Annotated in this window: 21 protein-coding genes and 1 pseudogene; 6 read left to right on the top strand and 16 right to left on the bottom strand. The window is 71.0% G+C overall.

From position 1 onward, the window contains the following. Positions 1–16: 16 nt before the first annotated feature. Positions 17–1567 (top strand): APC family permease, encoded by a 1551-nt coding sequence (locus tag ABZX75_RS08450; protein WP_355409181.1) that lies wholly within the window; start codon positions 17–19, stop codon positions 1565–1567. A 141-nt stretch (positions 1568–1708) separates the two neighbouring features. Further along, positions 1709–1990 (top strand): hypothetical protein, encoded by a 282-nt coding sequence (locus ABZX75_RS08445; RefSeq protein WP_355409179.1) that lies wholly within the window; start codon positions 1709–1711, stop codon positions 1988–1990. A 43-nt stretch (positions 1991–2033) separates the two neighbouring features. Here the strand turns inward: ABZX75_RS08445 and ABZX75_RS08440 are convergent, their stop codons facing one another. The 7 genes from ABZX75_RS08440 to ABZX75_RS08410 form a co-directional block, all read right to left on the bottom strand. Continuing rightward, a complete protein-coding gene (locus tag ABZX75_RS08440; protein WP_355409177.1) occupies positions 2034–2432 on the bottom strand; it encodes a VOC family protein in 399 nt (132 codons plus the stop codon). Positions 2433–2559: 127 nt separating this feature from the next. After that, the gene (locus tag ABZX75_RS08435; protein WP_355409175.1) at positions 2560–3828 is read right to left on the bottom strand and encodes an ATP-grasp domain-containing protein; all 1269 of its coding nucleotides are present in this window, start codon (positions 3826–3828) and stop codon (positions 2560–2562) included. Positions 3829–3934: 106 nt separating this feature from the next. After that, on the bottom strand, positions 3935–6031 hold the full coding sequence (locus ABZX75_RS08430) for a prolyl oligopeptidase family serine peptidase (RefSeq protein ID WP_355409173.1): 2097 nt from the start codon (positions 6029–6031) through the stop codon (positions 3935–3937). Positions 6032–6039: 8 nt separating this feature from the next. After that, the gene (locus ABZX75_RS08425) at positions 6040–7884 is read right to left on the bottom strand and encodes an MFS transporter (RefSeq protein ID WP_355409171.1); all 1845 of its coding nucleotides are present in this window, start codon (positions 7882–7884) and stop codon (positions 6040–6042) included. Between the two features lie 51 nt (positions 7885–7935). Further along, positions 7936–10278 carry a tetratricopeptide repeat protein gene (locus tag ABZX75_RS08420; RefSeq protein WP_355409169.1) on the bottom strand — a complete coding sequence of 781 codons (2343 nt, stop codon included), beginning with the start codon at positions 10276–10278 and terminating at the stop codon, positions 7936–7938. Positions 10279–11050: 772 nt separating this feature from the next. Continuing rightward, entirely contained in the window at positions 11051–11359 is a 309-nt protein-coding gene (locus ABZX75_RS08415) for a DUF397 domain-containing protein (protein WP_355409167.1), read from the bottom strand. Continuing rightward, entirely contained in the window at positions 11356–12192 is an 837-nt protein-coding gene (locus ABZX75_RS08410; RefSeq protein ID WP_355409591.1) for a helix-turn-helix transcriptional regulator, read from the bottom strand. Before ABZX75_RS08410 ends, ABZX75_RS08415 begins: the two co-directional genes overlap by 4 nt. Positions 12193–12320: 128 nt before the next feature. On the opposite strand from ABZX75_RS08410, the gene ABZX75_RS08405 reads away from it, so the two are divergent. Continuing rightward, complete coding sequence (locus tag ABZX75_RS08405) at positions 12321–12800, top strand: ATP-binding protein (protein WP_355409165.1); 480 nt, start codon at positions 12321–12323, stop codon at positions 12798–12800. Between the two features lie 231 nt (positions 12801–13031). Next, the gene (locus tag ABZX75_RS08400) at positions 13032–13517 is read left to right on the top strand and encodes a VOC family protein (RefSeq protein ID WP_355409163.1); all 486 of its coding nucleotides are present in this window, start codon (positions 13032–13034) and stop codon (positions 13515–13517) included. 163 nt (positions 13518–13680) lie between these two features. Here the strand turns inward: ABZX75_RS08400 and ABZX75_RS08395 are convergent, their stop codons facing one another. The 6 genes from ABZX75_RS08395 to ABZX75_RS08370 form a co-directional block, all read right to left on the bottom strand. Further along, a complete protein-coding gene (locus ABZX75_RS08395; RefSeq protein WP_355409161.1) occupies positions 13681–14541 on the bottom strand; it encodes a TIGR03619 family F420-dependent LLM class oxidoreductase in 861 nt (286 codons plus the stop codon). A 109-nt stretch (positions 14542–14650) separates the two neighbouring features. Beyond that, positions 14651–15820 carry an ADP-ribosylglycohydrolase family protein gene (locus tag ABZX75_RS08390; RefSeq protein WP_355409590.1) on the bottom strand — a complete coding sequence of 390 codons (1170 nt, stop codon included), beginning with the start codon at positions 15818–15820 and terminating at the stop codon, positions 14651–14653. 476 nt (positions 15821–16296) lie between these two features. Further along, on the bottom strand, positions 16297–18888 hold the full coding sequence (locus ABZX75_RS08385) for a bifunctional FO biosynthesis protein CofGH (protein ID WP_355409159.1): 2592 nt from the start codon (positions 18886–18888) through the stop codon (positions 16297–16299). Between the two features lie 40 nt (positions 18889–18928). Further along, a complete protein-coding gene (locus tag ABZX75_RS08380; protein WP_355409157.1) occupies positions 18929–19711 on the bottom strand; it encodes an SDR family oxidoreductase in 783 nt (260 codons plus the stop codon). Positions 19712–19869: 158 nt separating this feature from the next. Next, entirely contained in the window at positions 19870–20217 is a 348-nt protein-coding gene (locus tag ABZX75_RS08375) for a DoxX family protein (protein ID WP_355409155.1), read from the bottom strand. Positions 20218–20389: 172 nt separating this feature from the next. Next, a complete protein-coding gene (locus tag ABZX75_RS08370; RefSeq protein WP_355409153.1) occupies positions 20390–21589 on the bottom strand; it encodes a PLP-dependent aminotransferase family protein in 1200 nt (399 codons plus the stop codon). 152 nt (positions 21590–21741) lie between these two features. Between ABZX75_RS08370 and ABZX75_RS08365 the strand changes: the two genes are divergently transcribed. Then, a complete protein-coding gene (locus ABZX75_RS08365; protein ID WP_355409151.1) occupies positions 21742–22665 on the top strand; it encodes a hypothetical protein in 924 nt (307 codons plus the stop codon). Between the two features lie 177 nt (positions 22666–22842). On the opposite strand, the gene ABZX75_RS08360 is transcribed toward ABZX75_RS08365, so the two are convergent. The 3 genes from ABZX75_RS08360 to ABZX75_RS08350 form a co-directional block, all read right to left on the bottom strand. After that, positions 22843–23058 (bottom strand): DUF397 domain-containing protein, encoded by a 216-nt coding sequence (locus tag ABZX75_RS08360; protein ID WP_355409149.1) that lies wholly within the window; start codon positions 23056–23058, stop codon positions 22843–22845. A 222-nt stretch (positions 23059–23280) separates the two neighbouring features. After that, the gene (locus ABZX75_RS08355; RefSeq protein ID WP_355409147.1) at positions 23281–24165 is read right to left on the bottom strand and encodes a helix-turn-helix transcriptional regulator; all 885 of its coding nucleotides are present in this window, start codon (positions 24163–24165) and stop codon (positions 23281–23283) included. Positions 24166–24443: 278 nt separating this feature from the next. Then, complete coding sequence (locus ABZX75_RS08350) at positions 24444–25199, bottom strand: GPP34 family phosphoprotein (protein WP_355409146.1); 756 nt, start codon at positions 25197–25199, stop codon at positions 24444–24446. Between the two features lie 163 nt (positions 25200–25362). Between ABZX75_RS08350 and ABZX75_RS08345 the strand changes: the two are divergent. After that, positions 25363–26370: pseudogene (locus tag ABZX75_RS08345) on the top strand (hypothetical protein); the annotation flags it as partial.

Here is a 26370-nt window from a genome sequence, read left to right as displayed (position 1 = left end):
TCTAACGTCCTGACCCATGACACAGACGGATGCTCGGCCCCAGGCCGGAGACACGGTAAACGGCGTCGCCCAGGGCGTACGCGGCAAGGGACTCGGCGGCAATTCGGTCGGGCTCATCGGCAACGCCGTCATCGGCGTATCGACGGTCGCCCCCGTCTATTGTCTTACGGCCACCCTCGGCCCCACGGTCAGCGAGGTCGGCGTGCAGATGCCGGCGATCTTCCTGGCCGGATTCATCCCCATGCTGCTGGTGGCCTTCGCCTACCGCGCACTGAACAAGGCAGTGCCCGACTGCGGCACCTCCTTCACCTGGTCGGTCAAGGCCTTCGGCCCCCGCGTCGGCTGGATGTGCGGCTGGGGCCTCCTCATCGCCACCATCGTCGTGCTCTCCAACCTCGCCGGTGTGGCCACCAACTTCTTCTTCCTCCTCCTGGGCGAGGTGAGCGGCAGCGCGGACCTCGCCGCGCTGGACGACAACAAGTACGTCCACATCCTCACCACCCTGGCCTTCATCGCGATCGCCACCGCGATCAGCTACCGCGGCATCACCGCCACCAAGTGGGTCCAGTACGTCCTGGTCGGACTGCAGCTCGCGGTGCTGGCGATGTTCGCCTACATGGCCATCACCAAGTCCGACGAGGTCGCGGGCTCGCTCGCCTTCTCCTGGTCCTGGATGAACCCCTTCGGCGTCGACTCGCTCGCCGCCTTCACCGCCGGCCTCTCCCTCTCGATCTTCATCTACTGGGGCTGGGACGCCTGCCTGTCGGTCAACGAGGAGAGCGTCGGCAGCGCCAAGACGCCCGGCCGCGCCGCGATGCTCGCCATGGTCGTCATCGTCGCCTCGTACCTGGTCGTCGCCATCGCCGCCCAGATGTACGCCGGTGTCGGCACCGAGGGCAACGGCCTCGGCAACGAGGAGACCGCGGACAACGTCTTCGCCACCCTCGCCGAGCCGATCATGGGCTCCGGCCTCGGGATCCTGCTCTTCGTCGCGGTCCTGGCCTCCGCCGCCGCCAGCCTGCAGACCACCTTCATCCCGGTGGCGCGCACGGTCCTGTCCATGAGCACCTACGAGGCCCTCCCGGCCTCGTTCGCCAAGGTCCACCCCCGCTTCAAGACCCCGGGCCGCGCCACCGTCATGGCGGGCATCGCCACCGGCGTCTTCTACGCGGTGATGACCCTGGTCAGCGAGAACGTACTGATCGACACGATCTACGCCCTCGGCCTCATGATCTGCTTCTACTACTCGATCACCGCCTTCGCCTGCGTCTGGTTCTTCCGCGACGAACTGCGCGCCTCGGTGCGCAACCTCTTCGTCAAGGGCATCCTGCCGGGCATCGGCGGCCTGATGCTCGCCGCGGTCTTCTTCCAGACGCTGTACGACATGTGGGACCCGGCCTACGGCTCCGGCTCCTCGCTCTTCGGCATCGGCAGCGTGTTCATCATCGGAGTGGGCCTGCTGCTCCTGGGCGTGGTCATCATGGTGATCACCGAACGCCGCAGCCCCGCCTTCTTCCGCGGTGAGGTCCTGACGAAGTCCACCCCGGCCCTGGTGGTCGAGGACTGACCCAGACCCACTGCCTGCTGTGTCATTCCGGCGGCCCCGGACCGAATTCCTTCGGTCCGGGGCCGCCGGCGTTCGCGGTGGCCCCGGCGTGTGCGGTGACCCCCGCTGCCCGCTGTCGTTGGTCACGCCATGAAGAAGACCATGAAGCGCACCCTTGCCGCCCTGGTTCTTTCCGGCGGCGCCGCCCTCGCCCTCACACCCGTCGTCGCGCACGCCGACGAGGCCCCGGTCGAGGGGCCGCCGATCACCCAGCGCGTCGGTGAGATCGTCGCCGACCCGGGACAGGCCATGGAGGACACGAAGACGGCGGTCGGCACCGCCGCGTCGGTGGTCGGCAGCTCCACGAAGGCCACGGACACCTCCCTGGCGGGCGCGGGCTCGGCCCTCGACTCCGGGCTGCCGAAGAGCCCGAAGGCCGGCTGACCCGGCCCGTGGTCCCTGCCTCAGCAGCCTCTCGGCCCTGTCGTCAGCCCCAGGTGCGCGAGCACAGGACGAGCCGGTAGCCGTCCGGGTCGGCGACGGTGACCCCGTGCTCGTCCCAGTACGGGTTGTGGGCGGGGACCCGGGTCCCGCCGTGCTCGACGAGCCGCCGCACGAGGGCCTCGTCGGGCGCCTTGCCGAGGTAGACCACGAAGAGATCGTCGACGGTGGGGGCGGGCGCGACCGGGTTGCCGGCGTCACGGGTCAGCTCGAAATGCCACCCGCCCCCCGCCGGGCCGACCATCAGCAGATCGTGCTCCCCGGGCACGCTCTCGGCGCTGCGCCACTGCACCTCCAGCCCGAGCCCGTCGACGTAGAACCGCTCGGCGGCCTTCAGGTCGAGGGAGGGGCGGGCGACTCGGATGTGGGTACGTGAATCGATCATGCGGGGCAGCGTACGGGCGCGCCCGGGGCCCGACCAGAGCGCGCCCGGCAGGTCTCGGAGGTCGGGAACGAGCCACCGGGCGCCGCCGGACACAGCCGGACGCCGCCGGTACGCCGTCAACTCACCGTCAGTCGTCGGCGACGATGTCGTAGAAGCCGTCGCCGTCCAGGTAGTGCGCGGTCAGGATGTCGTGCAGCACGGTGCTCTGCGTCTCGTGCACCAGGTACACGCGCATGGGGTAGGTCCAGTCGTCCACCGAGCGGTGGATCCGGCCGCCCGGCCGGACGTTCAGGGCCAGGTCGTGGAAGCTGTCGAGCCCGCGCAGCCGCGCCATGTTCGGGTAGCCGCGCAGGGTGCCGTCCGCGGGGGAGACCATGTTCACGAGCCCGGCGTGCCGGACCAGTTCGTAGGAGCTCTCCCAGCGGTCCAGGAAGCGGTCTGGCTCCACGTACGCGTCGACGGTCCAGTCCAGCTGGCTCTCGCCGATCGCGGCCTTCACGGGGACGTGGAGGTCGGCGCCGCAGGCGCGCGCGGCCGTCTCGATCAGCCGCGGGCCGTGCGGCGTCAGCTTCACCTCGCTGTGCGCGGGCCCGTTGCGCACCCCCAGGGCGTCGAGGACCCGGCAGGTGTACGCGACCAGCGCGTCCTGGTCCGCGCCGTGCCGGGGCAGCAGCCGTGCGCTGGCCCCCAGGTCGCGGACCCCGTTGGCGCTGAGGTGCTGCATCCGCCACAGATCGGTGACGTGGTGCCTGCCGTCGAGGCTCACGGTGTTGACGATGTACTCGCCGCCGACGAGGTACTCCTGGGCGAGCACCTCCCGGTTGCGGGCGCCCAGCGCGCTGTCGGTGCCGATCAGCGCCGCGAAGGCCACGCGTACGTCGTCGGCGTCGTCGCAGAAGTGGATGCCGTCGTTGCCGGCGCTCTTGACCGGCTTCAGCACCACGCGGCCCTCCGCCTTGGCATGCCAGTCGAGCAGGGTGTCGAGGTCGGTGACCAGGATCTGTTCCACGGCGGGAACTCCGGCGGCACGCACCGTTTCCAGCATGCGGTACTTGTCCCGCCGGGCCGGGCTCAGCTCCGTGCCGTTGGTCCGCAGCCCCAGGGCCTCGCTCAGGACGTCGGCCAGCTCGACGCCGCTCTCGATGCCCGGCAGAAGGCATACGGGTGCGTGCCGTGCGACGGCTTCGGCCGTGCGCGCGGCGTCGCCGTCGTGCACGATGTCGGCGACGAAGTCCCCCGGCCGGAAGCTGCGTTCGTACACCGGGTGCGCGGTGGCGGCGCTCCTGACATGGAGGCAGTCGAAACCCCGCTCCCGGAAGATCGGCGCGAGGCACCGGGCGCTGGAGTAGGCGTCGACGATCGCGACGACGGGGCGGGCGGCGGGCTTTTCACTCATGCGAACCTCAAGGCTTGCTGTCTGGCTGTCTGTCGGGACGTCTGTTGGCCGGGCGTCGGGGAGTCGGATGTCCGGCCGCCGCGCTGGGGTGCGGCCGGTTCGTCCGTCACGGCAGGGGCAGGCCCGTCTGCCACGCGAGGAACGCCAGGGTGTCGGCGGCGAGCGCGGCCACCCTGCTCATCGACCGGCCCTTGTGCCCTGCCTCGGCCTCACTGCGCAGGAGGATCGGCGCCCGGCCGCCGGTGGCGTGCTGGAGCGCCGCGCACATCTTGCGGGCGTGCATCGGATCGACCCGGGCGTCGTTCTCGGACACGGTGAACAGCACGGCCGGATAGTCCGCCGCCTCTCGTACGTGGTGGTAGGGCGAGTACCCCAGGAGCCACCCGAGCTCCTCGGGCTCGTCCGCCGATCCGTACTCGGCGGACCACAGGCGCCCCATTCCGAAGCGCTCGTACCTGACCATGTCCAGCAGCGGCGCCTCGCACACCACCGCCCGGTAGAGGTCGGGCCGCTGGGTCAGCGCGGCGCCCACGAGCAGGCCGCCGTTGGAGCCTCCGTGGATGCCGAGCCGGTCCGCGGTGGTCCAGCCGCCGGCGATCAGCGTTTCGGCCGCGCGGTGGAAGTCGTCGAAGACCTGCTGCTTGTGCTCCCGCATCCCGGCCCGGTGCCATTCCTCGCCCTCCTCGCCGCCACCGCGCAGGTTGGCCACGACGTAGACGCCGCCGGCCTCCACCCAGGCCAGGACCGAGGGGTCGTACGCGGGGACCTGCGAGGAGCCGAAGCCCCCGTAGCCGAAGAGGATCGTGGGACGCGGCCCGGTCCGGCCGAGGGGCTCGACGACCAGCATGCGTACGGTCGTTCCGTCGGTGGAGCGGTAGCTGATCTGGGAGCTCTTCACCTCCGGGACCGGCACCATGCCCGGGGTCGGCGCCCAGACTTCGGTGGTCCCGTGGCGGGCGTCGTAGCGCAGGATCGATCCCGGCGAGGTGCTGTCGGTGTAGGAGAACCACGCCTCGTGGCCGCCCTCCGGCCGTTCGAAGAGGCCGCCGAGCGACCCGACGCCCGGGGTCGGTACGGCGCCGAGCCGTTCGCCGGTCTCCAGGTCGTGGACGGTGACCTCGTTGACGGCGTGCCGCGTCCAGCCCACCAGGAGGCGCGGCCGGTCCAGTTCGGGCCCGTCCAGGATGGCGAAGTCGGTCAGCACCGCCTCGGGGTCCTCGGGCACCAGGTCGCGCCAGGCCCCGTAGGACAGGTCGGAGGGGGAGGCGACGCACAGGCGTGAGCGCGGGGCGTCGCGGTCCGTGAAGAGGTACGCGCGGCCGTCGCGCCACATGTAGAGGCCGGTGTCGGCGTCGACGCCGACCTGGACCGGCTGGAACCGCGGGGCCTGGGGCGTACCCGCCGACAGGTCGCCGAGCCAGAGGTCGCTGCGGTTCTCGGTGCCCCGGGACGCGCCCAGGCTCAGCCAGCGCCCGTCGCGGCTGACGAGGATGCCGAAGTCGGTGGTGTCGGGCATGTCCTCGCCGAAGACCAGGACGTCCTCCAGCTCCGGATCGGAGCCGACCCGGTGCAGGTAGACCCGCCTCCCCGGCCCGGAGCCGGGCAGCAGGCGGACGTAGTAGAAGGCGCGGCCGCCCGGAAGCCAGGCGATGGCCGAATGCCGGGTGCGGGGGATCGGGCCTTCCAGCAGGGCGCCGGTCTCGACGTCCAGTACGTGGAGGTGGGACTCCTCGTTCCCGCCCCGGGAGGTCTTGTAGGCGAGGCGGCGCCCCTCCAGGTCCGGATGCCAGGAGTCGAGGGTGGTGGCGCCGGAGGGGTCCAGGCGCATCGGATCGAGGAGGACGCGTACCTCTCCGGAGGGCTGCACCGTCAGCAGGACGGCGCGCTCCTCGCCGGGCAGGCGGCGGGTGAAGAACTGCCGCTGCCCCCTCCATACGGGAGCGCCCACACTGCCGGTCCCCAGCAGTTCGGCGACGCGCTCACGCAAGCCGGCCCGCCCGGGCAGCCCGTCCAGGACGCGGTCGCACACCTCGCGCTGCTGCGCCGTCCAGCGCCGGGTCTCCTCGCTGTGCGGATCCTCCAGCCACCGGTACGGGTCCTCCACCACGTGACCGTGCAGTTTCTCCTGCCGGGGATCGCGGCGTGCGGCCGGATAGGTGAAGGTCAGCGGGCCGTTCATGGGGCCGTTCATCGGCTCGTTCATCGGTCGGCTCATTGGTCCGCTTTCTGGAGGCCGGCCGGGACCGGCGGGACGGACGGGGAGTCGCCCAGCGCGTGGAACGCGCCGCCGAAGAAGACCAGGGGCCCGTCCCCGGTCTCCTCCGACGGGGTGAAGGCCAGGACGCGGGCCAGCACGATCGCGTGGTCCCCGGCGGGCAGCAGCGTCTGCACCCGGCATTCGAGCCATGCGGCGCCCGCCTCCAGCAGGGGGGCGCCGGTCTCCTTGCCGGGCCGCCACGGGTGCCCCTCGAACTGGGTCTCGCCCACCGGGCGGTCGGCGCGGGCGAAGTACACGGCGGTGTCCCGCTGCCGCGCCGAGAGGACCGTGATCCCCAGGGGAGAGCCCTCGGTGATCAGCGAAGCGAGGTGCGAGCCGTGCGCGACGCAGATCAGCACGAGCGCCGGGTCGAGGGAGACGGTGACGAAGGAGTTCACCGTGGTGGCGTGCGGGACGCGGGCGTTGACGGTCGACGCGACCGTGACACCGGTCGCGAAGGCCCGCCCGGCCTGCCGCACCAGCAGCGCGACCGCCTCGGCGTCCAGGTCCAGGTCCGGGTGGAGGTCTGTGCCCAGGTCGGTGCCGAGGTCAGCGTCGAGGACCTCCGCTGCGGCCGGCTCGGGCGCCGTGACCCCGTGACGGCGCGCGGCGGCATGCCCGATCCAGGCCGACACCAGCGCCGAGGCCGCGGCGATGAGCAGCAGCACGGTGAAGGAGCTCCGCATCGGACCGACGCTGGTGAGCCCCATGAACAGCAGGATGCTGAGCGTCACGCCGGCGAAGGTCCCGAGCGTGAAGAGGCCGGACACCCGGCCGGCCACCGCCACCGGTTCGTTCTCCAGGATCCGGGCCTGAAAGACCACCGCGAACACCTGGCCCGCCATCAGCATGGTGGAGCTGGCGAGGACCGCCACCCAGGCGGTCGTCACGAAGGTCATGCACACCAGGGACACGGCCACGGCCAGCGCGGCGAGCACGCCCGGGCGCAGTCCCCGCTGTTTGCGCAGCCGCGCCGCGAGGGTGGCGCCGAGCACCGCCCCGGCCCCGTTGGCCAGGTTGATCACGCTCAGCCACACGGCGCCGCCGCCCAGGAAGTCCCGGGCGACGACGTTCGGGTAGACGTTGATGATCCCGGCGCCGGCGTTCAGCGCGAAGACGCTGCCCAGCAGCCATTTGCTGCTCGCGGTCAGCCGCGGCTTTCCGGAGCCGGCCGCAGTGCCCCCTGGCCGGCCGTCCCGCGGCGCGGGGGCCGGCACCAGCCGGACCAGCAGCAGCCCGGACACCACGAAGCTGGCGATGTCCAGGGAGATCAGCACGGGCAGGTTGCTGACCTGAAGCATCACGGGCGCGGCCGCGGTGCCCAGGATGAACATCGACCAGTCGACCTTCGACACCGCCGCCAGCGCCGAAGGCATCCGGTCGGTCGGCAGGACCCGCCGCATGTAGGCCGTCTGCGAAGCGGTGAAGAAGGGGGTGAGCAGGGAGAGGAACCCCATCACGCCGATGGTGGCGGCGGAGACGAAGCCGATGCCGCCCCAGACCGCGGCGAGGAGCACCGCGAGCACCACGGCGCGCAACGCGTCCAGCCCGATCAGCATCCGCCGGGTCTCGTAGCGGTCGGCCAGCGGAGCCAGCAGCCGCGAGCCGAACAGGATCGGCAGGTACACCAGCACGATCGCCGTGGTGAGCAACGCGGTCGAGCCGTGGCTCTGGTTGTAGGCGTAGTAGACGACGCCCGTGCGGAACAGCCAGTTGCCGAACTGGCTCACCGCATACGCCGACAACAGCGAACGGAGGGAACGGCGCTCGGCTGTATCGCGGCGCTCAGTGGGTGGCACGAGGTGCTCCTGCTCCTTGTGGATGCTCGACGTACGAGCGGATCGAGCGGTTCAGCCGCGCGCCTCGGCCAGCTGGGCGCGCAGGTCGTCCAGCTCCGCGGTGTCGGCGCCGCGCTCGGCGGCGAGCTCGATGTCCGCCGAAGCGCCGTCCACGTCGGCCAGTTCGAGCCGCAGCACCGCCCGGTTGTAGACGTAGTCCGGGTCGTCGGACAGCTGTACGGCGCTGTCCAGGCAGGCCAGGGACTCCTGGGGGCGCCCGCTTCCGTGGAGGACGTGCGCGAGGTTGTTCCAGGCCTCGGTCAGCTTCGGGTTGCGGGCCACCGCGGTGCGCAGGCTCTCCTCCGCCTCCTCGGCGCGCCCGAGCTCGGACAGGGCCAGGCCCCGGTTGCTCCATGCCTGCGCGTTCTTCGGGTCGTGGTAGACGGCGGCGTCCAGGCTCTCCAGCGCCTCGGCCGCCCGGCCCTGCTTGAGCCGGAGCGTCCCGAGCCCCAAGTGGGCCCGCGCCTCGCCCGGCTTGAGCTCCACCACGCGCCGGAAGTCCTGCTCGGCGGCTGCCGAGTCCCCCCTTTGCAGATGGAGCCGGGCGCGGTTGAGATGCGCTTCGTAATAGGGCGGGCAGAGGGCGATGGCCCGCTCGTAGCATTCCAGCGCCTCATCGAATTGCCCGGTGCGCTGGAGCATGTTGGCCAGGTCGTTGGCGTATTCCCCGTAGTTCGGGTCCAGGGATATGGTCCGCTGGTAGATCTCGTACGCCTTCGGGAAGTCCTTGACCATTTCGTAGATCTGCGCCGTGTTGTAGACGAGGATCGACTGGTGGAGCGCGTACTTCTCGTCGCCGTAAATCTTCTGCATCCGGTCCATGCCCTCGGTGCAGAGTTTGAGCGCCTCGTCCATCCGCCCCTGCCGGGCCCGGATGTAGGCGAGTGCGTTTTCGGCGAAGACCTTGATGTACTCGAACTTCGGGTGGTCCTGGAATTCCGTGCCGAGCTTCTCCAGGTTGAGCAGGGCGAATCGCTCGGCGGTGACGAGGTCCGGCGGCGACTGGTAACGGCCGTGCGCCATGCTCTGCGAATACAGCACCGTGGGCGTGTAGAGGCTCTGCGGGAAATGCTGGTAGAACGTGTCCAGATAGGGAATGGACACGTGCGCCAGTCCGAGCGAGTACAGCACGAAGGACATGCGCAGGTAGACCAGGTTGTGGGTCTGCCCGCCGCCGGGGACAGTGCGCAGCTGCGGGTCCGCCCAGAAGCGGGAGAACAGGTCGAACCAGGTGTCGTAGAGCCCGATCTCCTGGAGGGAGATGGACAGCGGCGCCAGCGCCACCATCCGGTCCGACGCCGTCGGCAGGGCGAGGTGGTGGACCGGGTGGAAGACCTCCTCGGGCGTACCGGCGAGGCCGGCGAGCACCTCGCGGTGGACGCGCTCCTTGACGCCCGCGTCGTAGGTCTCGTAGTTCCGCACCGTCACCGGGTCGTCATCCGAGCAGTGGGCCCGTACGTACTGCTCCAGCAGGTCGTACCGGGGCCGCTCGCCGAGCAGGCTGAGGTAGAGGTCGAGATGCGTCTCGAAGGTCAGGTAGTCGGGCAGCGACACCTTCGCGTCGGCGCAGCGCATCAGCGCCGAGAGCCGGGCCGGCCTGCCCTGCGAGAGCCGCCACAGGTTGTCGAGCTGCTTGGCCGCCAAGGGCGCGCATCCCCAGGACTCGATCAGCTCCCGGGCTTCGCGCCTGGTCAGCGGCGGCAGAGCGACCTGGATCCCGTGCTCGGCGAGGGCGACGTCCGGCTCCCCGTTGACCAGGAGCACGATCGTCAGCCGGCGGCACAGGCCGCGGCGGCGGGCGACGATGTCGAGGAACTGCATCACCGTGGGCGACAGGCGTTCGGCGTTGTCGATGACCAGGGTGTAGGGCGGCCGGTCGGCGGAGGCGAGGAAGGCTTCGAGGAACTCGTACACGCCGTTGAGCAGCTTGCCCTGGTACTCGTGGAAGTAGAAACGGGTCCGCTCGTCCCGGCTCGCGACTCCCGTGAGGTCCTTCGGCACGCGGAAAGTCGGGGACTCCAGGTGCGGGAAGATCCGCTTGAGGGACTGCTCGGCGGCGGTGACCAGCTCCGGAGCGTCCGCCTCCGCGACCGCGATCGCATGGTCCACGAGCGGCTGCAGCCCGGCGAGGTAGCCGTGGGCCAGCTTGTCGCCGTTCCCCACGATCACGGGTCCCTGCCGACCGCCGCGCTCGGAGTCGAGCCAGGCGCGCACGGTGTCCGCCTTGCCGCCGCCGTCCGGTGAGGTGACCAGAAGGAATACCGGGCCCTCCGGGTCCCCGGAATCCAGTCGGCTGCTTGCATGGTCGAGCTCCGCGAAGAGGGCGGGGCGCACGCGCGAATAAAGAGCGGTCATGCCGGATTCTCCCGTGTCGCAATGTTCGCAATGTGTCTCACCGAAGGGAGTGGGGGGCCCGAATGAACGGACCCCCCACCGAATTCGCCTTAGCCGGCGACGTAAGGCGTGGTGGTGCGCACGGTGTCCTGCTTCTCGGCAACCTTGACCTTCATTTTTTGTCACCCCATTTCTTGGGAAAGTGAAGACCTGTGTCCTGGATTTCGGACGTCAACAGCATGGTGGGGCCCACTTGTTGGCGTCAAGGACGCCCTGGGGGACGTGGCTTGCCGTTTGCGGTCCTGGCCGGATCGGTACGGGTGGCCAAGAGGCGGGGATTGGATGAACGCACGGGGTAAAGATCGTCCAGGCGGGCGGAGAGGGGCTGATCCCGGCCTTGATCCCTGTCCAGGAGCGCGTGCGAGTAACAGCTGCGTGCAATCGGCGGAAAAGCGGCCCGGTTTTGTATACGAACCGGCGGCGACCGTTCTCTCACACGGCGCATACATGCGCTGGTGGGCGTGCGGGACCGGCGTGCGGGTGCCGGTCGGGCGGCGGACTCGCAGGCGACTACCGGTCATCTGTTCGCGGGGCGGCGGGTGCGGCGGCCGCAGGGACGCGAGCAGGGGTCCTGCGACCGCGCGGGCCGTCATGGACCGTCGCGAAGGGACCGGACCGGGGCGCACGCCGGAGCGCACGCCCTGCCGGACAGGGCGGACCGTCTCCGCCCGAGGGGCGCCCGTTTGTGGGCGCCCGCGACAACTATGGCCTGAAGCTGATGGTTTGCTTCGGGTCAGCGGCCGGCCGTGATCCCGTCCAGGAAGACGGTCCAGCTGGCGGAGGCCACGGCCAGCTCGGGACCGGCCGTCACCTTGGAGTCCCGGATGTGGATGGTGTCGGCGCAGGTGGCGACCTCGACGCAGTCGTCGCCTTGGCTGCCGCTGTACGTCGACTTGTGCCAGGGCAGGGCGACTTCGACGCAGCTGTCGCCCTCGCTGCCGCTGTACGTGGACTTGCGCCAGGAGAGGGCGACCTCGACACAGCTGTCGCCGTCGCCGCTGCTGTAACTGCTCTTGAACCACCGCAGCTGGGAGCTGTTCACAGGGATCCTCGCATTCGCATCAACAGGCCCGCACTGTCCGCAGGATTGAGGGCCTGGATGCGAAGTTTGGCATACCGCTGGTGGAGAACGCTGACGTCTTTCGGGTCGGGAATGACGCGGCCTGTCTGTTGGCCCTCGCTGTAGCCCAGCCACTCGTGCTCCCTGGTTTCGAGGAGTTGGAAGGGGCCGCCGAGGCCCGCGTGCTGCGGGCTGACCTTCGGCATGATCTGGAGATCGACATTGGGCAGCTTCGCGATCTCCAACAGGTGGTCGATAAGTTCGCGCATCACCTCCGGGCTGCCGGTCTGCCTCTCCAGCACCGACTCGTCGACGATGAAGCTGAAGACGGTGAAGGGGGTGCGGAAGAGCAGCCGTTGACGCGCCAGGCGGGCCACGATGCGCGACTCCACCTCTTCCGGCGTCGGCGGCGGCAAGACGCTCTCGATCAACGCGCGGGCGTAGGCCTCGGTCTGTAACAGCCCGGGAATCGACCTGCACTCGTACGTATTGAGAGTGACCGCCTCCTCCTCCAGCTCTGCCCACCGCACGAACCACTTCGCCAGCCCCCGCCGCCGGGTCAGCTGCTTCGCCGCGATGCGGATGACCCCGTACGCATCCAGCGCCACCTCTACCCGGTCCACGAACTTCGTGGACGGATGGCGGCGGCCCTGTTCCACCGAACCGATGTACTGCACCGAGTAGCGGATCTCGGAGCCCATCTGCTCCTGGGTCAAACCGGCCCGTTTGCGTGAGGCCTTCACCATCTCGCCGAAGTTCCTCAGGTCGTTGTCCGGCTCGACCTCGCCGTCACCGCTCTCATCGGCATGCGCCATCGCGGTCACCTCCCGCAGACAGGCTTACGGACGGTGACCGCTACTGTCCAGAGCGTTGACTCGTACAGTTTGGAAAGTAGCGGTCGTTCTGCTGGGAACGTGCCTGGCCACACGGGACGTTGGGTGCCATGACCGCACCTTCCGGCTCCGCCCGGACCCTCGTACGCATGTTCACGCAGCGTTTCAGCTGCACCCGGCGCGGGGCCCGCCTCGCCCGGCAGCTGACCCTGGTCGAGCTGCACGACTGGGGCATCCCCGAGTCCACCGCGCTCTCCGCCGACGCGGGGCTGCTCGTTTCCGAGCTCGCCGCCAACGCGGTGACCCATGGCCGCGTCCTCGGCCGGGACTTCGAGCTGAAGCTGACCCTGCTGGAGGGCGTCCTGCGGGTGGAGGTGTCCGACGCCCGCCGCGACCGCCGGCCCGCGGTGCGGCCGCAGGAGTACCAGGCCGAGTCGGGCTACGGGCTGCGCATCGTGGAGGGCATCGCCGCGGACTGGGGTGTCACGGACCGCCTGATCGGCAAGACGGTCTGGGCCGAGCTCCCGACCAGCCGGCCGGGCACGCCGGGCGGGGCCTCGCCGTCCGGGGTGCTTGCGCGGCCTGCCTAGTACTCCAGCCGTAGATCGTGATCTGCATGCCTGATGTGGCTCAACGCTTCTGTTGGCGGACGAGCGCTCGAGTAGGCGAGCTGTGCCTTCCGATGGGTCGGACAGGTCCTACAGGCGCCTGCAGGCAGGCACTTGCAGGACCACATCGACGCTTGACCTCAACCAAACTTGAGCTTCTAGGTTCCTTCCAGAGCCGCAGGAACCGCCCTGCGGTGTTCATGGAGGTTCGCCGTGACCGAGCACACAGCCCACATCGAGATCCCCGACCGCTACCGCTATGCCGTGATCCCACACATCATGGTCGGCGACGCCGCCGCGGCGATCGATTTCTACCAGCGGGCGTTCGGCGCCCGTGAGGACTTCAGGATCGACGCTCCGGGCGGTGGGATTCTGCACGCCGAGATCACCATCGGGCGGTCGGCCTTGATGCTGGGCGATGCCAGGGTGGACGAGGCGGAGGCCGCCTCTTTCGCCGCGCCGAGCTCACTCGGCGGAGGCACGTCCGTCACGCTGCATGTCTTCGTGCCGGACGTCGACAGCCTGGCTGAGCGCGCAGAGGCGGCCGGCGCTGAGATCCTCCAGCCGCCGAAGGACATGTTCCACGGTGACCGCACCGTCATCCTCAAGGACCCTTCAGGTCACGTATGGGTATTTCTGACCCACTTGGAAGACGTCTCGCAGGAGGAGCTTCGGCACCGCCTGGCCGCCGACGGGTGACTGGACCCCGTGCGCGGTGATCCGGACCGAATACCGACACGGAGCCGTCGGTCCCCTCCCTCTCGGCTTCGTCGGCCAGGCGGTTCAGCCATGCGCTCTCGGCCTCGTCGGCGGGCTCGTTCATGCCCTATGCGTACCAGATGCGCAGAGGCCGGTGCGTAGCTCACAGGTACTGCGCGAAGTCGTCCAGTGCCCGCAGGATCTCCGGTTCCGGCGCCGAGGGGAGCTGGAGGACGACCTCCTCGATGCCCAGGTCGGCGTAGTGGGCGAGCTTTCCGGGGCTCGGGTGGACGGCGTACGGGACCACCTGGAGGGATTTCGGGTCGCGGCCCGCGGTCTCCCAGACCTGGCGCAGGACCGGGAGGGACTCGGAGAGGCCGCGGCCGCCGATCGGGAGCCAGCCGTCGGCGTGGTCGGCGATGGCCGCGAAGAGCTTCGGGCCGGCCGCGCCGCCGATGAGGGTGCGGGGGCCGTAGAGGGGGACGCTGGGGCCGAGCTCGCGGGGGACCTGGACCGGCTTCGGGTGGGCCGCGCTGGCCTGGACGGAGCAGTACTGGCCGACGTACGCCGTCGGCTCGGGGGCCCACAGCGCACGCATCAAGCCCATCCGGTCGCGGACCAGTTCGCGGCGGGTGCTCCACTCGACGCCGTGGTCGGCGGCCTCCTCGACGTTCCAGCCGTAGCCGATGCCGAGGGTCAGGCGGCCGGCGGAGAGGTGGTCCAGGGTGGCGATCTGCTTCGCGAGGTCGATCGGATCGTGCTGGGCGACCAGGGTGATGCCGGTGCCGAGGTGCAGCCGCTCGGTCACGGCGGAGGCCTGGCCGAGGGCCACGAAGGGGTCCAGGGTGTGCCCGTACATCTCGGGAAGTTCCCCGCCCATGGGGGCGGCCGTGTCGCGGCTGACCGGGATGTGGGTGTGCTCCGGGAGGTAGAGGCCGGAGAACCCGCGCTCTTCCAGGGCGCGGGCCAGACGGACCGGGGCGATGGTGCGGTCGGTGAGGAAGACGGTCGTGGCGATCCGCATGCGTGGGCACCTCCGGTGTGTGGGACGGCCAACGTACGGCGTTCCGCGCGCCGGTGGCAGGGGGCGTCCCGCCGCGTCGCGGCGCCGTACGCGAACCGGGTGCGCGCTTTCAGCCGCGCGGGTAGCGGGCCAGCCAGCCCGGGGCCGCGCCGGCCGGGCCGTGGAGGGAGGGGCCCTGGGTCATCTCCAGGGCGAAGTCGTCGCAGAGCTCCAGCAGCGTGGCACGCCCTTCGAGGTCGGCGAGCCAGGCGGCCGGGAGGGCGGTCTCGCCGTGCAGGGCGCCGAGCAGGGCCCCGCACAGGGCGCCGGTGGCGGCGGAGTCGCCGCCGTGGTTGACGGCCAGGCGCAGGCCGTGCGCGACGTCCTCGGCGACCAGGGCGCAGTACAGGGCGACGGCGAGAGCGTCCTCGGCGGTGCGGCCGTCGGGGCCGCCGGGGCCGTCCGCGCCGTCGTGGCCGTCGCTCGGGGCGAGGGCCTCCACGGCCGCGGGGCCGGGTGAGCCGAGGGTGACGGCCGACAACGCGCGCTGCAGGGCGTCCGTGACGGGCTGGTGGGCCGGGCGGGAACCCAGCAGGCCGAGGGTGCGCTGCACGGCGGAATCCAGGGAGTCGCCGCGCGTCAGGCCGTGGACGATGACGGCGAAGGCACCCGCCGAAAGGTACGCGGTGGGGTGCCCGTGGCTCTGCGCGGCGCACTCGACGGCGAGTTGGAGCACGAGGGCGGGATCCCAGCCGACCAGCAGCCCGAAGGGAGCCGAGCGGGCGGCGGCGGCCGCGTCCTGGGCGGCGGGGTTCTTGGGCTGGTCGAGGGTGCCGAGGACGTCGTCGCCGAAGCCGGTCATGCAGGCGCGGCGGGGGGCGCGGCGGGCGTAGAGCCACTCCTCCTGCGCGAGCCAGCCGTTGTCCTTGCGGCGCTCGTCGGGACCCCAGTCGCGCTGGGTGGCGGCCCAGCGCAGGTACGCGCGGTGGACGTCGGTGGGCGGGTGCCAGGCGCCGGTGTCCCGGCGTACGTGGGCCCGTATCAGCCCGTCCACGGTGAAGAGGGTGAGCTGGGTGGAGGCGGTGACCGCGCCGCGGCGGCCGAACGCGGGGGCGGGGGCGGTGAGGCCGTCCGGGCCGTGGGTCTCGCGTATGCGGTCGAGGGAGAGGGCGGCGAGGGGCGCGCCGAGGGCGTCACCGAGGGCGGAGCCGAGGAGCGTCCCGCGGACCCGGCTGCGAAAGTCCTGCTGCTCGACGCGCCCCCACAGCCCGGTGACCACCGCCCGGCCTGCGGCGGGCATCGGCTTCGCCGGGACCGCGTCCGGACGGCCTGCGGCGGGCCCGGGCTCCGCCGTCCCGGCAGGCAGGCCGGTGGACCCCGACGCCTGGCCTGCGGCCGGGCCCGGTGCGGTCCCGGCGGGCAGGCCGACCGACCCCAACTCCTGGGATTCGGCCGCCGCGGCGGGGCCCGCCATCGCGAACGGGGGTGCGGGCGGCATGGCCGGGCCCGCGGCGGCCCCCGTAGACCTCGTCATGTCCATGCTGTTCCCCCCGCCGACTCTGGCGCGCACTGTAGTGGACAGGTTCGGTCAGAAGCGGAAGGAGTGCGCCAAGCGGGCTGTAAGGAGGCGCACATCGGCCGGAAAACGAACACTTCCAGCCTGCCCCCGGCCGGGAACCGCCCTGGACCTGGCAAGTGGCGCGTTTTGTCGGTCGACTTCGAGTCGGCCGGTTTCGGCCAGACCCGGCGCCGTCCCGTACGGCTGGCCCCCTACCGCTAGTCCAGTACGGGGAGCAGCTCCGGCAGGTGCCCGTCCGAGGCGCGGGCCGCCTCCTGGCGCTCCCGCGGCACCTCCCCGTACAGCGTCGTACGGGCCTTCGCGGGCCGCCCGGCCGCCTCCGCGACCGCGATCAGGTCCCGCACCGACTTGTACGAGCCGTAACTCGACCCCGCCATACGGGAGATGGTCTCCTCCATCAGGGTGCCGCCCAGATCGTTCGCCCCGGACCGCAGCATCTCGGCCGCACCCTCCGCGCCCAGCTTCACCCAGCTCGTCTGAATGTTGGTGATGTGCGGGTGGAGCAGGAGCCGGGCCATCGCCGTCACGGCCCGGTTGTCGCGGACGGTCGGGCCGGGCCGGGCGATGCCCGCCAGGTACACGGGCGCGTTGGTGTGGATGAACGGCAGCGTCACGAACTCCGTGAAGCCGGCCACGTCCTTCGCCCGCGCGGCCCGCTGGATCCGGGCCAGCGTGCGGAAGTGGCCGAGCCAGTGCCGGGGCTGGTCCACATGGCCGTACATCATCGTGGACGAGGACCGGATCCCGAGTTCGTGGGCAGTGGTGATCACGTCGATCCAGTCCGCCGTCGGGAGTTTGCCCTTGGTGAGGATCCAGCGGACCTCGTCGTCCAGGATCTCCGCCGCCGTCCCGGGAATCGAGTCCAGCCCGGCCTCCTTGGCCGCCGTCAGCCAGTCCCGTACGGACATTCCGGTGCGGGTCGCGCCGTTGACGACCTCCATCGGCGAGAAGGCGTGCACGTGCATGCCGGGGACCCGCTCCTTCACCGCCCGCGCGATGTCGAAGTACGCCGTCCCGGGCAGGTCGGGGTGGATGCCGCCCTGCATGCACACCTCGACCGCGCCGACGTCCCACGCCTGCGCGGCGCGGTCCGCGACCTGGTCCAGGGAGAGCGTGTACGCGTCGGCGTCCGTGCGGCGCTGCGCGAACGCGCAGAAGCGGCAGCCGGTGTAGCAGACGTTGGTGAAGTTGATGTTCCGCGTGACGATGTACGTGACGTCCTCGCCCACCACCGACTTGCGCAGGTCGTCCGCGACGCGGCACAGGGCGTCCAGCGCCGGCCCGTCCGCGTGCAGCAGCGCCAGCGCCTGCGCGTCGGTGAGAGCGGTCGGGTCGTCGGCGGCCCGCGCGAGGGCGGCACGCACGTCCGTGTCGATGCGCTCCGGGACCATACCGGGCACGGCGGCCTCGCGCAGGGCCTCCCAGTCGCCATAGACGTGGTCGAAGTCGTCACGCCGGTCCCCGGTGCGGCCCTCGGTGTCGATGGTCGCGTGCAGATCGGTCCGCCCGTACGCGGTGAAACCCTCGTCCGGCTCCTGCCAGGGCCTGCCCTCGACCGTCGCGCCCTCGTCCGCGAGCCCGCTCTCCGCGTCGGCCAGCGCGCGGACGTGCGGCAGCAGCCGGGGATCCAGCCACGGTTCGCCGCGCCGCAGGAACTCCGGGTAGACGGTGAGGCGTTCGCGCAGTTCGAAACCGGCGGCGGCGGTGCGCGCGGCCAGCTCCTCGATGTGCGGCCAGGGGCGCTCGGGGTTGACGTGGTCGGGGGTGAGCGGCGAGACGCCGCCCCAGTCGTCGATGCCCGCGCCGATGAGCAGCGCGTACTCGGCGTCCACCAGATTCGGCGGCGCCTGGATCCGGGCACTCGGGCCCAGGATGTGCCGGGCGACGGCGACGGCGGCGGCCAGCTCCTCCAGCTCCGCGTCCGGCATGCCGCGCATGGCGGTGTCCGGCTTGGCGCGGAAGTTCTGGACGATGACCTCCTGGATGCCGTGATAGCTGCGCTGGATCCGGCGCAGCTCGAAGAAGGCGTCCGCGCGCTCCTCGTAGGACTCGCCGATGCCGATGAGGACACCGGTGGTGAAGGGCACGTTGGAACGGCCCGCGTCCTCCAGCACGCGCAGCCGCACGGCCGGTTCCTTGTCGGGGGAGCCGTGGTGGGGGCCACCGGGCTCGGACCACAGGCGGGTGGCGGTGGTCTCCAGCATCATGCCCATGGACGGCGCGACGGGCTTGAGGCGCTGGAGGTCCGACCAGCTCATGACCCCGGGGTTGAGGTGGGGGAGCAGGCCCGTCTCCTCCAGGACCCTGATCGCCATGGCCCGTACGTAGGCGAGGGTGTCGTCGTAGCCGTGCGCGTCCAGCCACTCGCGCGCCTCGGGCCAGCGGTCCTCGGGACGGTCGCCGAGCGTGAACAGGGCTTCCTTGCAGCCCATCGCCGCGCCCTGGCGGGCGATGTCGAGGACCTCGTCGGGGGACAGGTACAAGCCGTGGCCGGCGCGGCGGAGCTTGCCGGGGACGGTGACGAAGGTGCAGTAGTGGCACTTGTCGCGGCAAAGACGGGTGAGGGGGACGAAGACCTTGCGCGAGTAGGTGATGACGCCGGGGCGGCCGGCGGCGGCGAGGCCGGCGTCGCGGACCCGGGCGGCGGAGGCGGCGAGGTCCCGCAGCGCTTCACCGCGCGCCTGGAGGAGTACGGCCGCCTCGGTCGCGTCGAGCGCGACGCCGTCGCGGGCCCGCCGGAGAGCGCGGCGCGTCGCGTTTTCGGTCGGAGCGTCACTCGGAGTGGTCATGCGGTGAGCATACGATCCGGTGGTCGCTGCACGGGATGACTCATCGCATCAGCTCACCGGCGTTGACCAGCAGTGACTGGCCGGTTATCGCCCGCGCCCGGTCGGAGGCGAGGAAGACGGCGGCGTCGGCGACGTCCCCGTCGGTGGCGAGGTCGGGCAGCGCCATGCGCTCGGTGAGGCGGGCGTGGACCTCGGCTTCGGGGACGCCCTCGGAGTGGGCGGTGAAGGTGACGAAGGCCTGCACCGGCGGGCCCCACATCCAGCCGGGCAGCACGGTGTTGACGCGGATCCGGTGGGGGCCGAGTTCTCGGGCCATGGAGTACATGGCCGAGGTCAGAGCGCCCTTGGAGGCGGCGTAGGCGGCCTGCCGCACCTGGGAGGGCGAGGCGACGGCGGACTGGGTGCCGATGATGACGACGGAGCCGCCGGCCGCCTTGAGGGCGGGGAGGCAGGCGCGCGTCATCCGCAGGGTGCCGAGCAGATTGACGTCGATGATCTGGAGCCAGGTCCCGAAGTCGGCGTCTTCGAGCCCGCCGAAGTAGGAGTCCCAGGCGGCCACGTGCACGACCGCGTCCACACCCCCGAACCGCTCGGCGGCGAGCGCCGCGAGAGCCTCGCACTGCTGCTCGTCGGTGATGTCGGTGGGGAGGTAGGCGGTGCGCGCGCCGTCGGGATCGATCTCGGCGGCGGACTTGGCGAGATTCGCCTCGGTCCGCGCCCCGAGAACGGCGTTCCCGCCGTCCCGCACGACGGCGGCGGCGACCTGATGCCCGAGCCCGGCCCCGACGCCGGAGACGATGACGGTCTTCCCTTGCAGCAGCATGGCGGCCTCCGGGGGCGGGGGGACCTGGCGGGCCTGGTGATCTGACTATGCGTCAGGCGGGTCAGGGTAGGGGAGGGGGACCGGGTTGTGAAGGGGTGAGGCCATGGGTGCCGGGGGCGCAGGTGAACCGCCCGACTCCTCTCCCCGCGGGGTGGGGCTCAGGAGTTGAAGCCCAGTGCCAGGGCGCCGATCACGGGCGCGGCGTACACCAGGGGGAACGGGATGTGGGTGTACCAGCGCGCCCGGATGACGGCGACGACCGCGCCGGCGAAGTAGAGGACGAGGGCGATACCGGCCATGACGCCGATGACCGGCACGAACAGGCCGATCAGCAGGCCCGCCGCCCCCGCGGCCTTGGCCGTGCCGAGCCAGGGCAGCCAAGGCAGGGGGATGCGGTAGTCGGCCATGGGCTCCACGACCCACTTGGCGCGCAGGAAGACGGAGGCGGCCGAGAAGCCCACCATGGCGGCGGCAAGGACGGTGACGATGACGTGGGCGGTGGACATCAGGGGTGCTCCCATCGGCTTGCCGGTGCGGGCTCGCTCCGGCCGGGGTCGTACGTTCGTTACTCCTCTGACCCGCCGCGTCGCGGAAGTGTGACCGCTGACGGCCACCGATGTGCGCCGATTCCGTCCCGGTCCCTGGTCCCCGACCCTCGACCCCGCCCCCCGCCCTCTCTCAGCCCACCGCGCGGCCCAGTCTGGCCAGGCCCTCCGTGATGTCCCGCGGGGTGTGCGTCGTGAAGGAGAGGCGCAGGGTACGGGGGTCCGGGGGGCCCGTGAAGAAGGGGGCTCCCGGGACGAAGGCCACGTCGTGGGCGATCGCCGAGGTGAGGAGGGCCGTCGCGTCGTGGCCCTCGGGGAGGCGGGCCCAGACGAACATGCCGCCCTCCGGGCGGTTCCAGGAAGAGCCCGGCGGGAGGGCTTCGCCCAGGCCCGCCAGCAGGGCGTCCCGGCGCGCCCGGTACGCCGTGCGGACGGTGGCGATGTGGGCGTCCAGGTCCACCGCGCCGAGGTAGTGCGCGGCGGCCAGCTGGTCCACCGTGGAGGTGTGCAGGTCGGCCGCCTGCTTCGCGACGACCGCCGCCCGGCGCAGCGCCGCCGGGGCCCGGAGCCAGCCGAGCCGCAGCCCGGGCGCCATGACCTTCGAGAAGCTGCCGAGCAGAGCCGTACGGTCCTCCGCTCCCGGGTGGGCGGCGAGCCAGGGGACCTCGTACCCCTCGTAGCGGAGGTCTCCGTACGGGTCGTCCTCCACCAGCCACAGCCCGAGGCGCGCCGCGATGTCCGCAACCGCCGCCCGACGAGCTCCCGGCAGGGTGCGTCCGGTCGGGTTCTGGAAGGTGGGGACGGAGTAGAGCAGCTTGGGGCGTTCGCGCGCGACGAGGTCGGCGAGGGCGTCGGGGATGATGCCCTCCTCGTCGCACGGCACGGCCACGACCCGCGCTCCGGCGAGCCCGAAGCACTGCAACGCCGCGAGGTACGTCGGGTTCTCGACCAGGACCACGTCCCCGGGCTCGACCAGCGCGGCCGTGATGAGGGTGAGGCCCTGCTGGGAGCCCGAGGTGATCAGTACGTCGTCCGCGCAGGTCGGCAGGGCGCGGGCGGTCGCCCGGGCCGCTATCGCCGCGCGGAGTTCCGGTACGCCTTCGGTGGTCGAGTACTGGAGCGCACGACGCGCCGACACGGCGAAGGCGGCGTCGTACGCGGCGCGCAGCCCCTCGGTGTCGAAGAGCTCCGGCGCGGGCAGTCCGCCGGCGAAGGAGATCAGCCCGGGGCGCTCGGTGAGGGCGAGGATCTCGCGTACGGGCGAACTTCCGACCGAGGCGGCACGGACGGCGAACGCGGGTGGCGGCGACGTGAGGACGGCGGCAGCGGACACGGGGGGCTCCTCCGGGAGGTGGGTGCGCGCATCCTAACCGCAGAAAGATGCAGACAGCACGTATGTGTCAGGTCGTGGACGGCGGTACCTGCCACCTTCCCGACTCCGTTCCGGCCCTCCCGATCTGACGCCACATCAGCTAGACCGTACCCATGACGACAGGAGAGCAGGAGCAGCAGCAGCAGCGAGAGCAGCAGTGGGAACGGCAGCAGGAACGACAGCAGGAACGACAGGGGGAGCGGCAGCAGGACACCCTCGTGGACGACTACGCCGCGCTCGCGGCCGTCGGTCCGTACGGTGTCCGGCCCGGCCATGCGCTGATCACCATGGTGGAACCGCACCCGGGCCACGAGTACGCGTACAACCGCTGGTACGAGGACGACCACTACTACGCCGGTGCCATGGCCATGCCCTGGATGTACGCGGGCCGCCGCTGGGTAGCCACCCGCGAACTCCAGGAGCTGCGCTACCCCGAGAAGTCGGCCGTCGCCCAGCCGGTCACCGCCGGGTGCTACCTCTCGACGTACTGGGTGACCGAGGGGCGCTACGACGAACACATGAAGTGGACCGTCGGCATCAACAAGCGTCTCAACCGTGACGGCCGGGTCTACCAGGACCGCACCCACGTCTTCACGGCCTTCCAGGACCACGAGGCCACGGTCTACCGCGACGGAGCCGCCGGCCCGCGGGACTTCCACGCGCTCGACCACCCGTACGCCGGGCTCGTCGTCCAGGTCATCGACGCCGACGGGCCGGAGCAGCGTTCCGAGCTGCTGGAGTGGCTGCGCTCACGCGCCCTGCCGAAGCGGCTCGACGGCTCGCCCGCCGCGATGGTGACGGTCTTCCGGCCGACGCCGCTGCCCGGTGATCGGATGACGTACGTCAAGCAGGTGGAGGGGGTCGACACCCGCCTCACCCTGCTCTGGTTCCTGGAGGAGGACCCGCGGGGGTGCTGGGAGCGCTTCGAGGGGCTGGACGCGGAGGTCGCGGGGGCCGGGAGGGGGCGGGTGGAGCTGGTGGCGCCGTTCATTCCGACGGTTCCGGGGACGGATCGCTACGTCGACCAGCTGCGGTGACGCGGTGATGCCGGAATGCGGTGATGCCGGAGTGCGGTGACCGGACGCGGACATGGCCGAGCCCCCTCGGCCAAGACGGCGGGCCGGTCGAGAGGGCTCCAGTCAGTGGTGCTGGTGGTGCTGGTGCGGGCTGAGCGGGTCGTGCAGATCGGTCGGTTGGGGCGCACATGGTGACGTTCAGACGAGGCGCCCCAGTCGGCCCTCGGCGACGACATCGGCGACGAACGAGGTCCAGGAGCCCGGCGCGAACGTGAGGGACGGGCCGTCCTGCACCTTCGAGTCGCGGACCGCGATGGCTTCCACGGCGGGGGACTTGACCTCGACGCAGGCGCCGTTGGGGCCGGAGTAGGAGGACTTGGTCCAGTTTTCCGTAGCGCCCTGACGAATTGCCATGTTTCTCTCCGGTTCAGCGAGTGGTGCGAGTGCGAGGGGGGCGTCGGCAAAAATTCTGTGTTTTCCCGCCGACGTGATCGACGCTACCCGCACCGCCCGATGGGTGAAGGACTCATTCACCCGACCGAGTGGCATATTCCATTCAGGCCTTCTGCGGCTGGGGGGCGGCGGTGTACCGTACCGGCCCTCCTCGCCGACTGTCCTGTTCCCCGCTTTCTCCGCCTACTGGTCCTTGCCCGCGTAGGCGGCGATGATCTCGGCGATGAACTGCCGGGTCTGATCGACGTTGAGGGCCTGGGCCCGCAGATGCTCGTACATCACACTGTATTTCTGAACATCATTTGCCTTCTCCAGGTACAAATCGCTCGTTACGCCCTCGATGTAGACCACGGTCGAGTCCGAGGCGTCCGGGAATTCCAGAATGGAGTACTGGCCGTTCACGCCCGGGTGCGCGCCCATCGAGAAAGGCATCACCTGCACGGTGATGTACGGCTGCTCGGACTGCTCTATCAGGTACTCCAACTGCTGGATCATCAACTGCGCGTTGCCGACGTGCCGCCGCAGCGCCGCCTCGTCGATGACCGCCCACAGGCGCAGCGGACCGACTTCCGCGTTGTTGTTGTCCGTCTCCGACAGCCGCTTCTGGCGGTGCATCCGGACCTGGACCCGCTTGTCCACGTCGGCCGCCGCCGTCTCGGGCTGCGCGCCGCGGATGAGGGCATGGGCGTACTCCGGGGTCTGGAGCAGTCCGGGCACCATCTGGGGCTCGTACGTACGCAGGCTGGCGGCGTCCGTTTCCAAGCCGATGTAGACGCTGTACGGGATGTCGCCGAAGGCGTGCCACCAGCCCTGCTGGCGGGAATCCTTGGCCATCTGCATGAGGGAGTCGACGAGCCGGCGGTCCTCGACCTCGTACACGTCGCACAGGTCGCGGACATCGCGCTGGCTGATGGAACGGCGACCGTTCTCCAGTCGGCTGATCTTCGACTGGGAGACCAGCAGGCGTTCGGCGACCTGCTCGGCCGTCATGCCTTTGTCCTCGCGGAGCTTGCGCAACTCCATGCCCAGTCGGCGGCGTCGGACGGTGGGATTGACATTGGACGCCACGTGAACGGCACCTCCGCCTTCTTTTGTTTCTGTCTCTCTGCGTGCTTGATGATGAGCAGACTGCCACCGAAGCACGGGCCGCCGCTCGGGAACGGCCGGGAAAACAGACGCGCGGGGTGGCGAGACCGGCGAACCGGCCTCGCCACCCCGCGCACTGGCGGCTCCCGAACCGGGTCATTGCGGACGTCGGTTGCGGCGATGGCGTTGCTGTGGAGCTGTGGAGCTGTGAATCCGAGACTGGTGCTGCGGTGCTGCGGTGCTGCGGTGCTGCGGGTCGATCAGTGTGCGGCCACGCGGGCCATCGCACCCGTCCGGCGTGGCTGTAGCGGAACACCGCTTGCGGTGGCGGTGGCCGTGGTCGTGGCCCGGGCGGTGGGCGGTACTGGGGCGCGGTCACGGCGTGGCTGTGCACCCACGCCGTTCTGGACGTCCATCACGGCATGCGCCACGAGACCGCCCATCGGGTCGTGCCGGATCAGATCCCGCAGCCGGGACCTGGACGAACGCCCTTCGTTGCCGGGGTACAGGTGCTTGCCGAGTCCGACCGCGTGGGCCAGTGCGGCAAGCGCCGCGGTCCGCGGGTCCGGCGGTACGCCGGTGCGGATCGCACTGTCCAGCCGGTTACGGATCTCCCGGCTGATCGCCGTGTCCGTCGCCTGGTAGCGAGTCGTCGGCAGCACCCCGCACATCTGTCCCGCGACGGCATGAACCATGCCGCAACGCTCCAGGTGGGCGAGGTAAATCTGGCGGAGCCCCAGTCGGGGTCCACCAATCCAGTGGACGGCCCGTACCGGGCTGCCGCGCCTGCGCAGCAGTTCCAGTGCGGAGTCCAATGTCGGATCTCCTGTCGGCCGTGGCATCACCACGGCGATACGATCCCCGTCAGGGGCTATCCGTCCTGCCAGAGCCAGCTCCACTAGCTGTGCCCCGGCCAGGCCGAGGTCGAGCGACTGCGGCTGCGCCGTGGTACCCGTGGCCGGGTCCAAAGCGAGCAGCAGAAGCTCCTCCGGAATTGTTCTGCGGCTCCTGCCCATCCATGCCTCCCCGCGTGGATGAGTGACAGGGTGACGCCTCTCACATTCATCTGTCGAGAGCGCCTGGCCGCTTTGTGGGGGAACCCGCAGCTATGTCGTTCTCGTCTAGCACGGGGGCGATGCCCCCTAGACGGGACACTGTTAGACATTCGGACAGCCGGACGTGGCGGCGATCGAGGAGGAACTGGTGGCGGGCGAGTCCCCCGACAAGTCGGTAGATGAAGCAGCGCCGGGGGCGGCGGAGACCTCCGCGGAGCGCGATCCCAGGCTTTCGGTGTTCCGGCCTAGGGATCCTGAGGGCGGTTCAGGCGGCCGCGCCGACGGCGCCGCCGCCGAGCCGGACCCGGGCCCGGAGCGGGAGCCCGAGCCCGAGTCCGATTCCGCGCAGCGGGATCCGCTGCGGGAGGCGGTGGCGGCGTGGGTCGCCACTGCCGACGACCCCGTCTCCGACGAGGAGCCGGGGGCCCCTGCCGGGCCTTCCGGGCGGGTGGATCCCGCGAAGCCGGCCGGTGCCCCTGCTGGGGGTGCTCGGCCGGTGGTTCGGGATTCCGCTTCGGCGGGCGTGGACAAGCCCGTTGCCGATCGGTCGTCGGACGGGGAGGGTTCGGGCGACAGCGAGCGCACGGCTGTGTTCCGTGCGGTGAAGCCGGCGGCCGGGGCGCCTGGTGCTGGTTCCGCCGGGAAGGCCGGTTCGGCTGCCCCCGAGGACGCGCGCCGGGATTCCGCTTCGGTCGGTGCGGGCAAGCCCGTTGCCGATCGGTCGCCGGATGCGGAGGGTTCGGACGACAGTGAGCGCACCGCCGTGTTCCGCGCCGTGAAGCCGACCGACGCCGCTGAGAAGCCTGCCCAGGACGCGGCGAAGCAGGGCGACAGTGAGCGCACGGCTGTGTTCCGTGCGGTGAAGCCGGCGGCCGGGGCGCCTGGTGTTGGTTCCGCGGGGAAGGCCGGTTCGGCTGCCCCCGAGGACGCGCGCCGGGATTCCGCTTCGGTCGGTTCGGGCAAGCCTGCTGCCGACCGGTCGCCGGATGCGGAGGGTTCGGGCGACAGTGAGCGCACCGCCGTGTTCCGCGCCGTGAAGCCGGCGGCCGGGGCGCCTGGTGTTGGTTCCGCGGGGAAGGCCGGTTCGGCTGCCCCCGAGGACGCGCGCCGGGATTCCGCTTCGGTCGGTTCG

Origin of the sequence: Streptomyces sp. NPDC003038, assembly GCF_040611115.1 — a bacterium.
Lineage (GTDB): Bacteria > Actinomycetota > Actinomycetes > Streptomycetales > Streptomycetaceae > Streptomyces.
The sequence above is the reverse complement of the archived record's forward strand: the minus strand, read 5'-3'. Positions and strand labels throughout refer to the sequence as shown.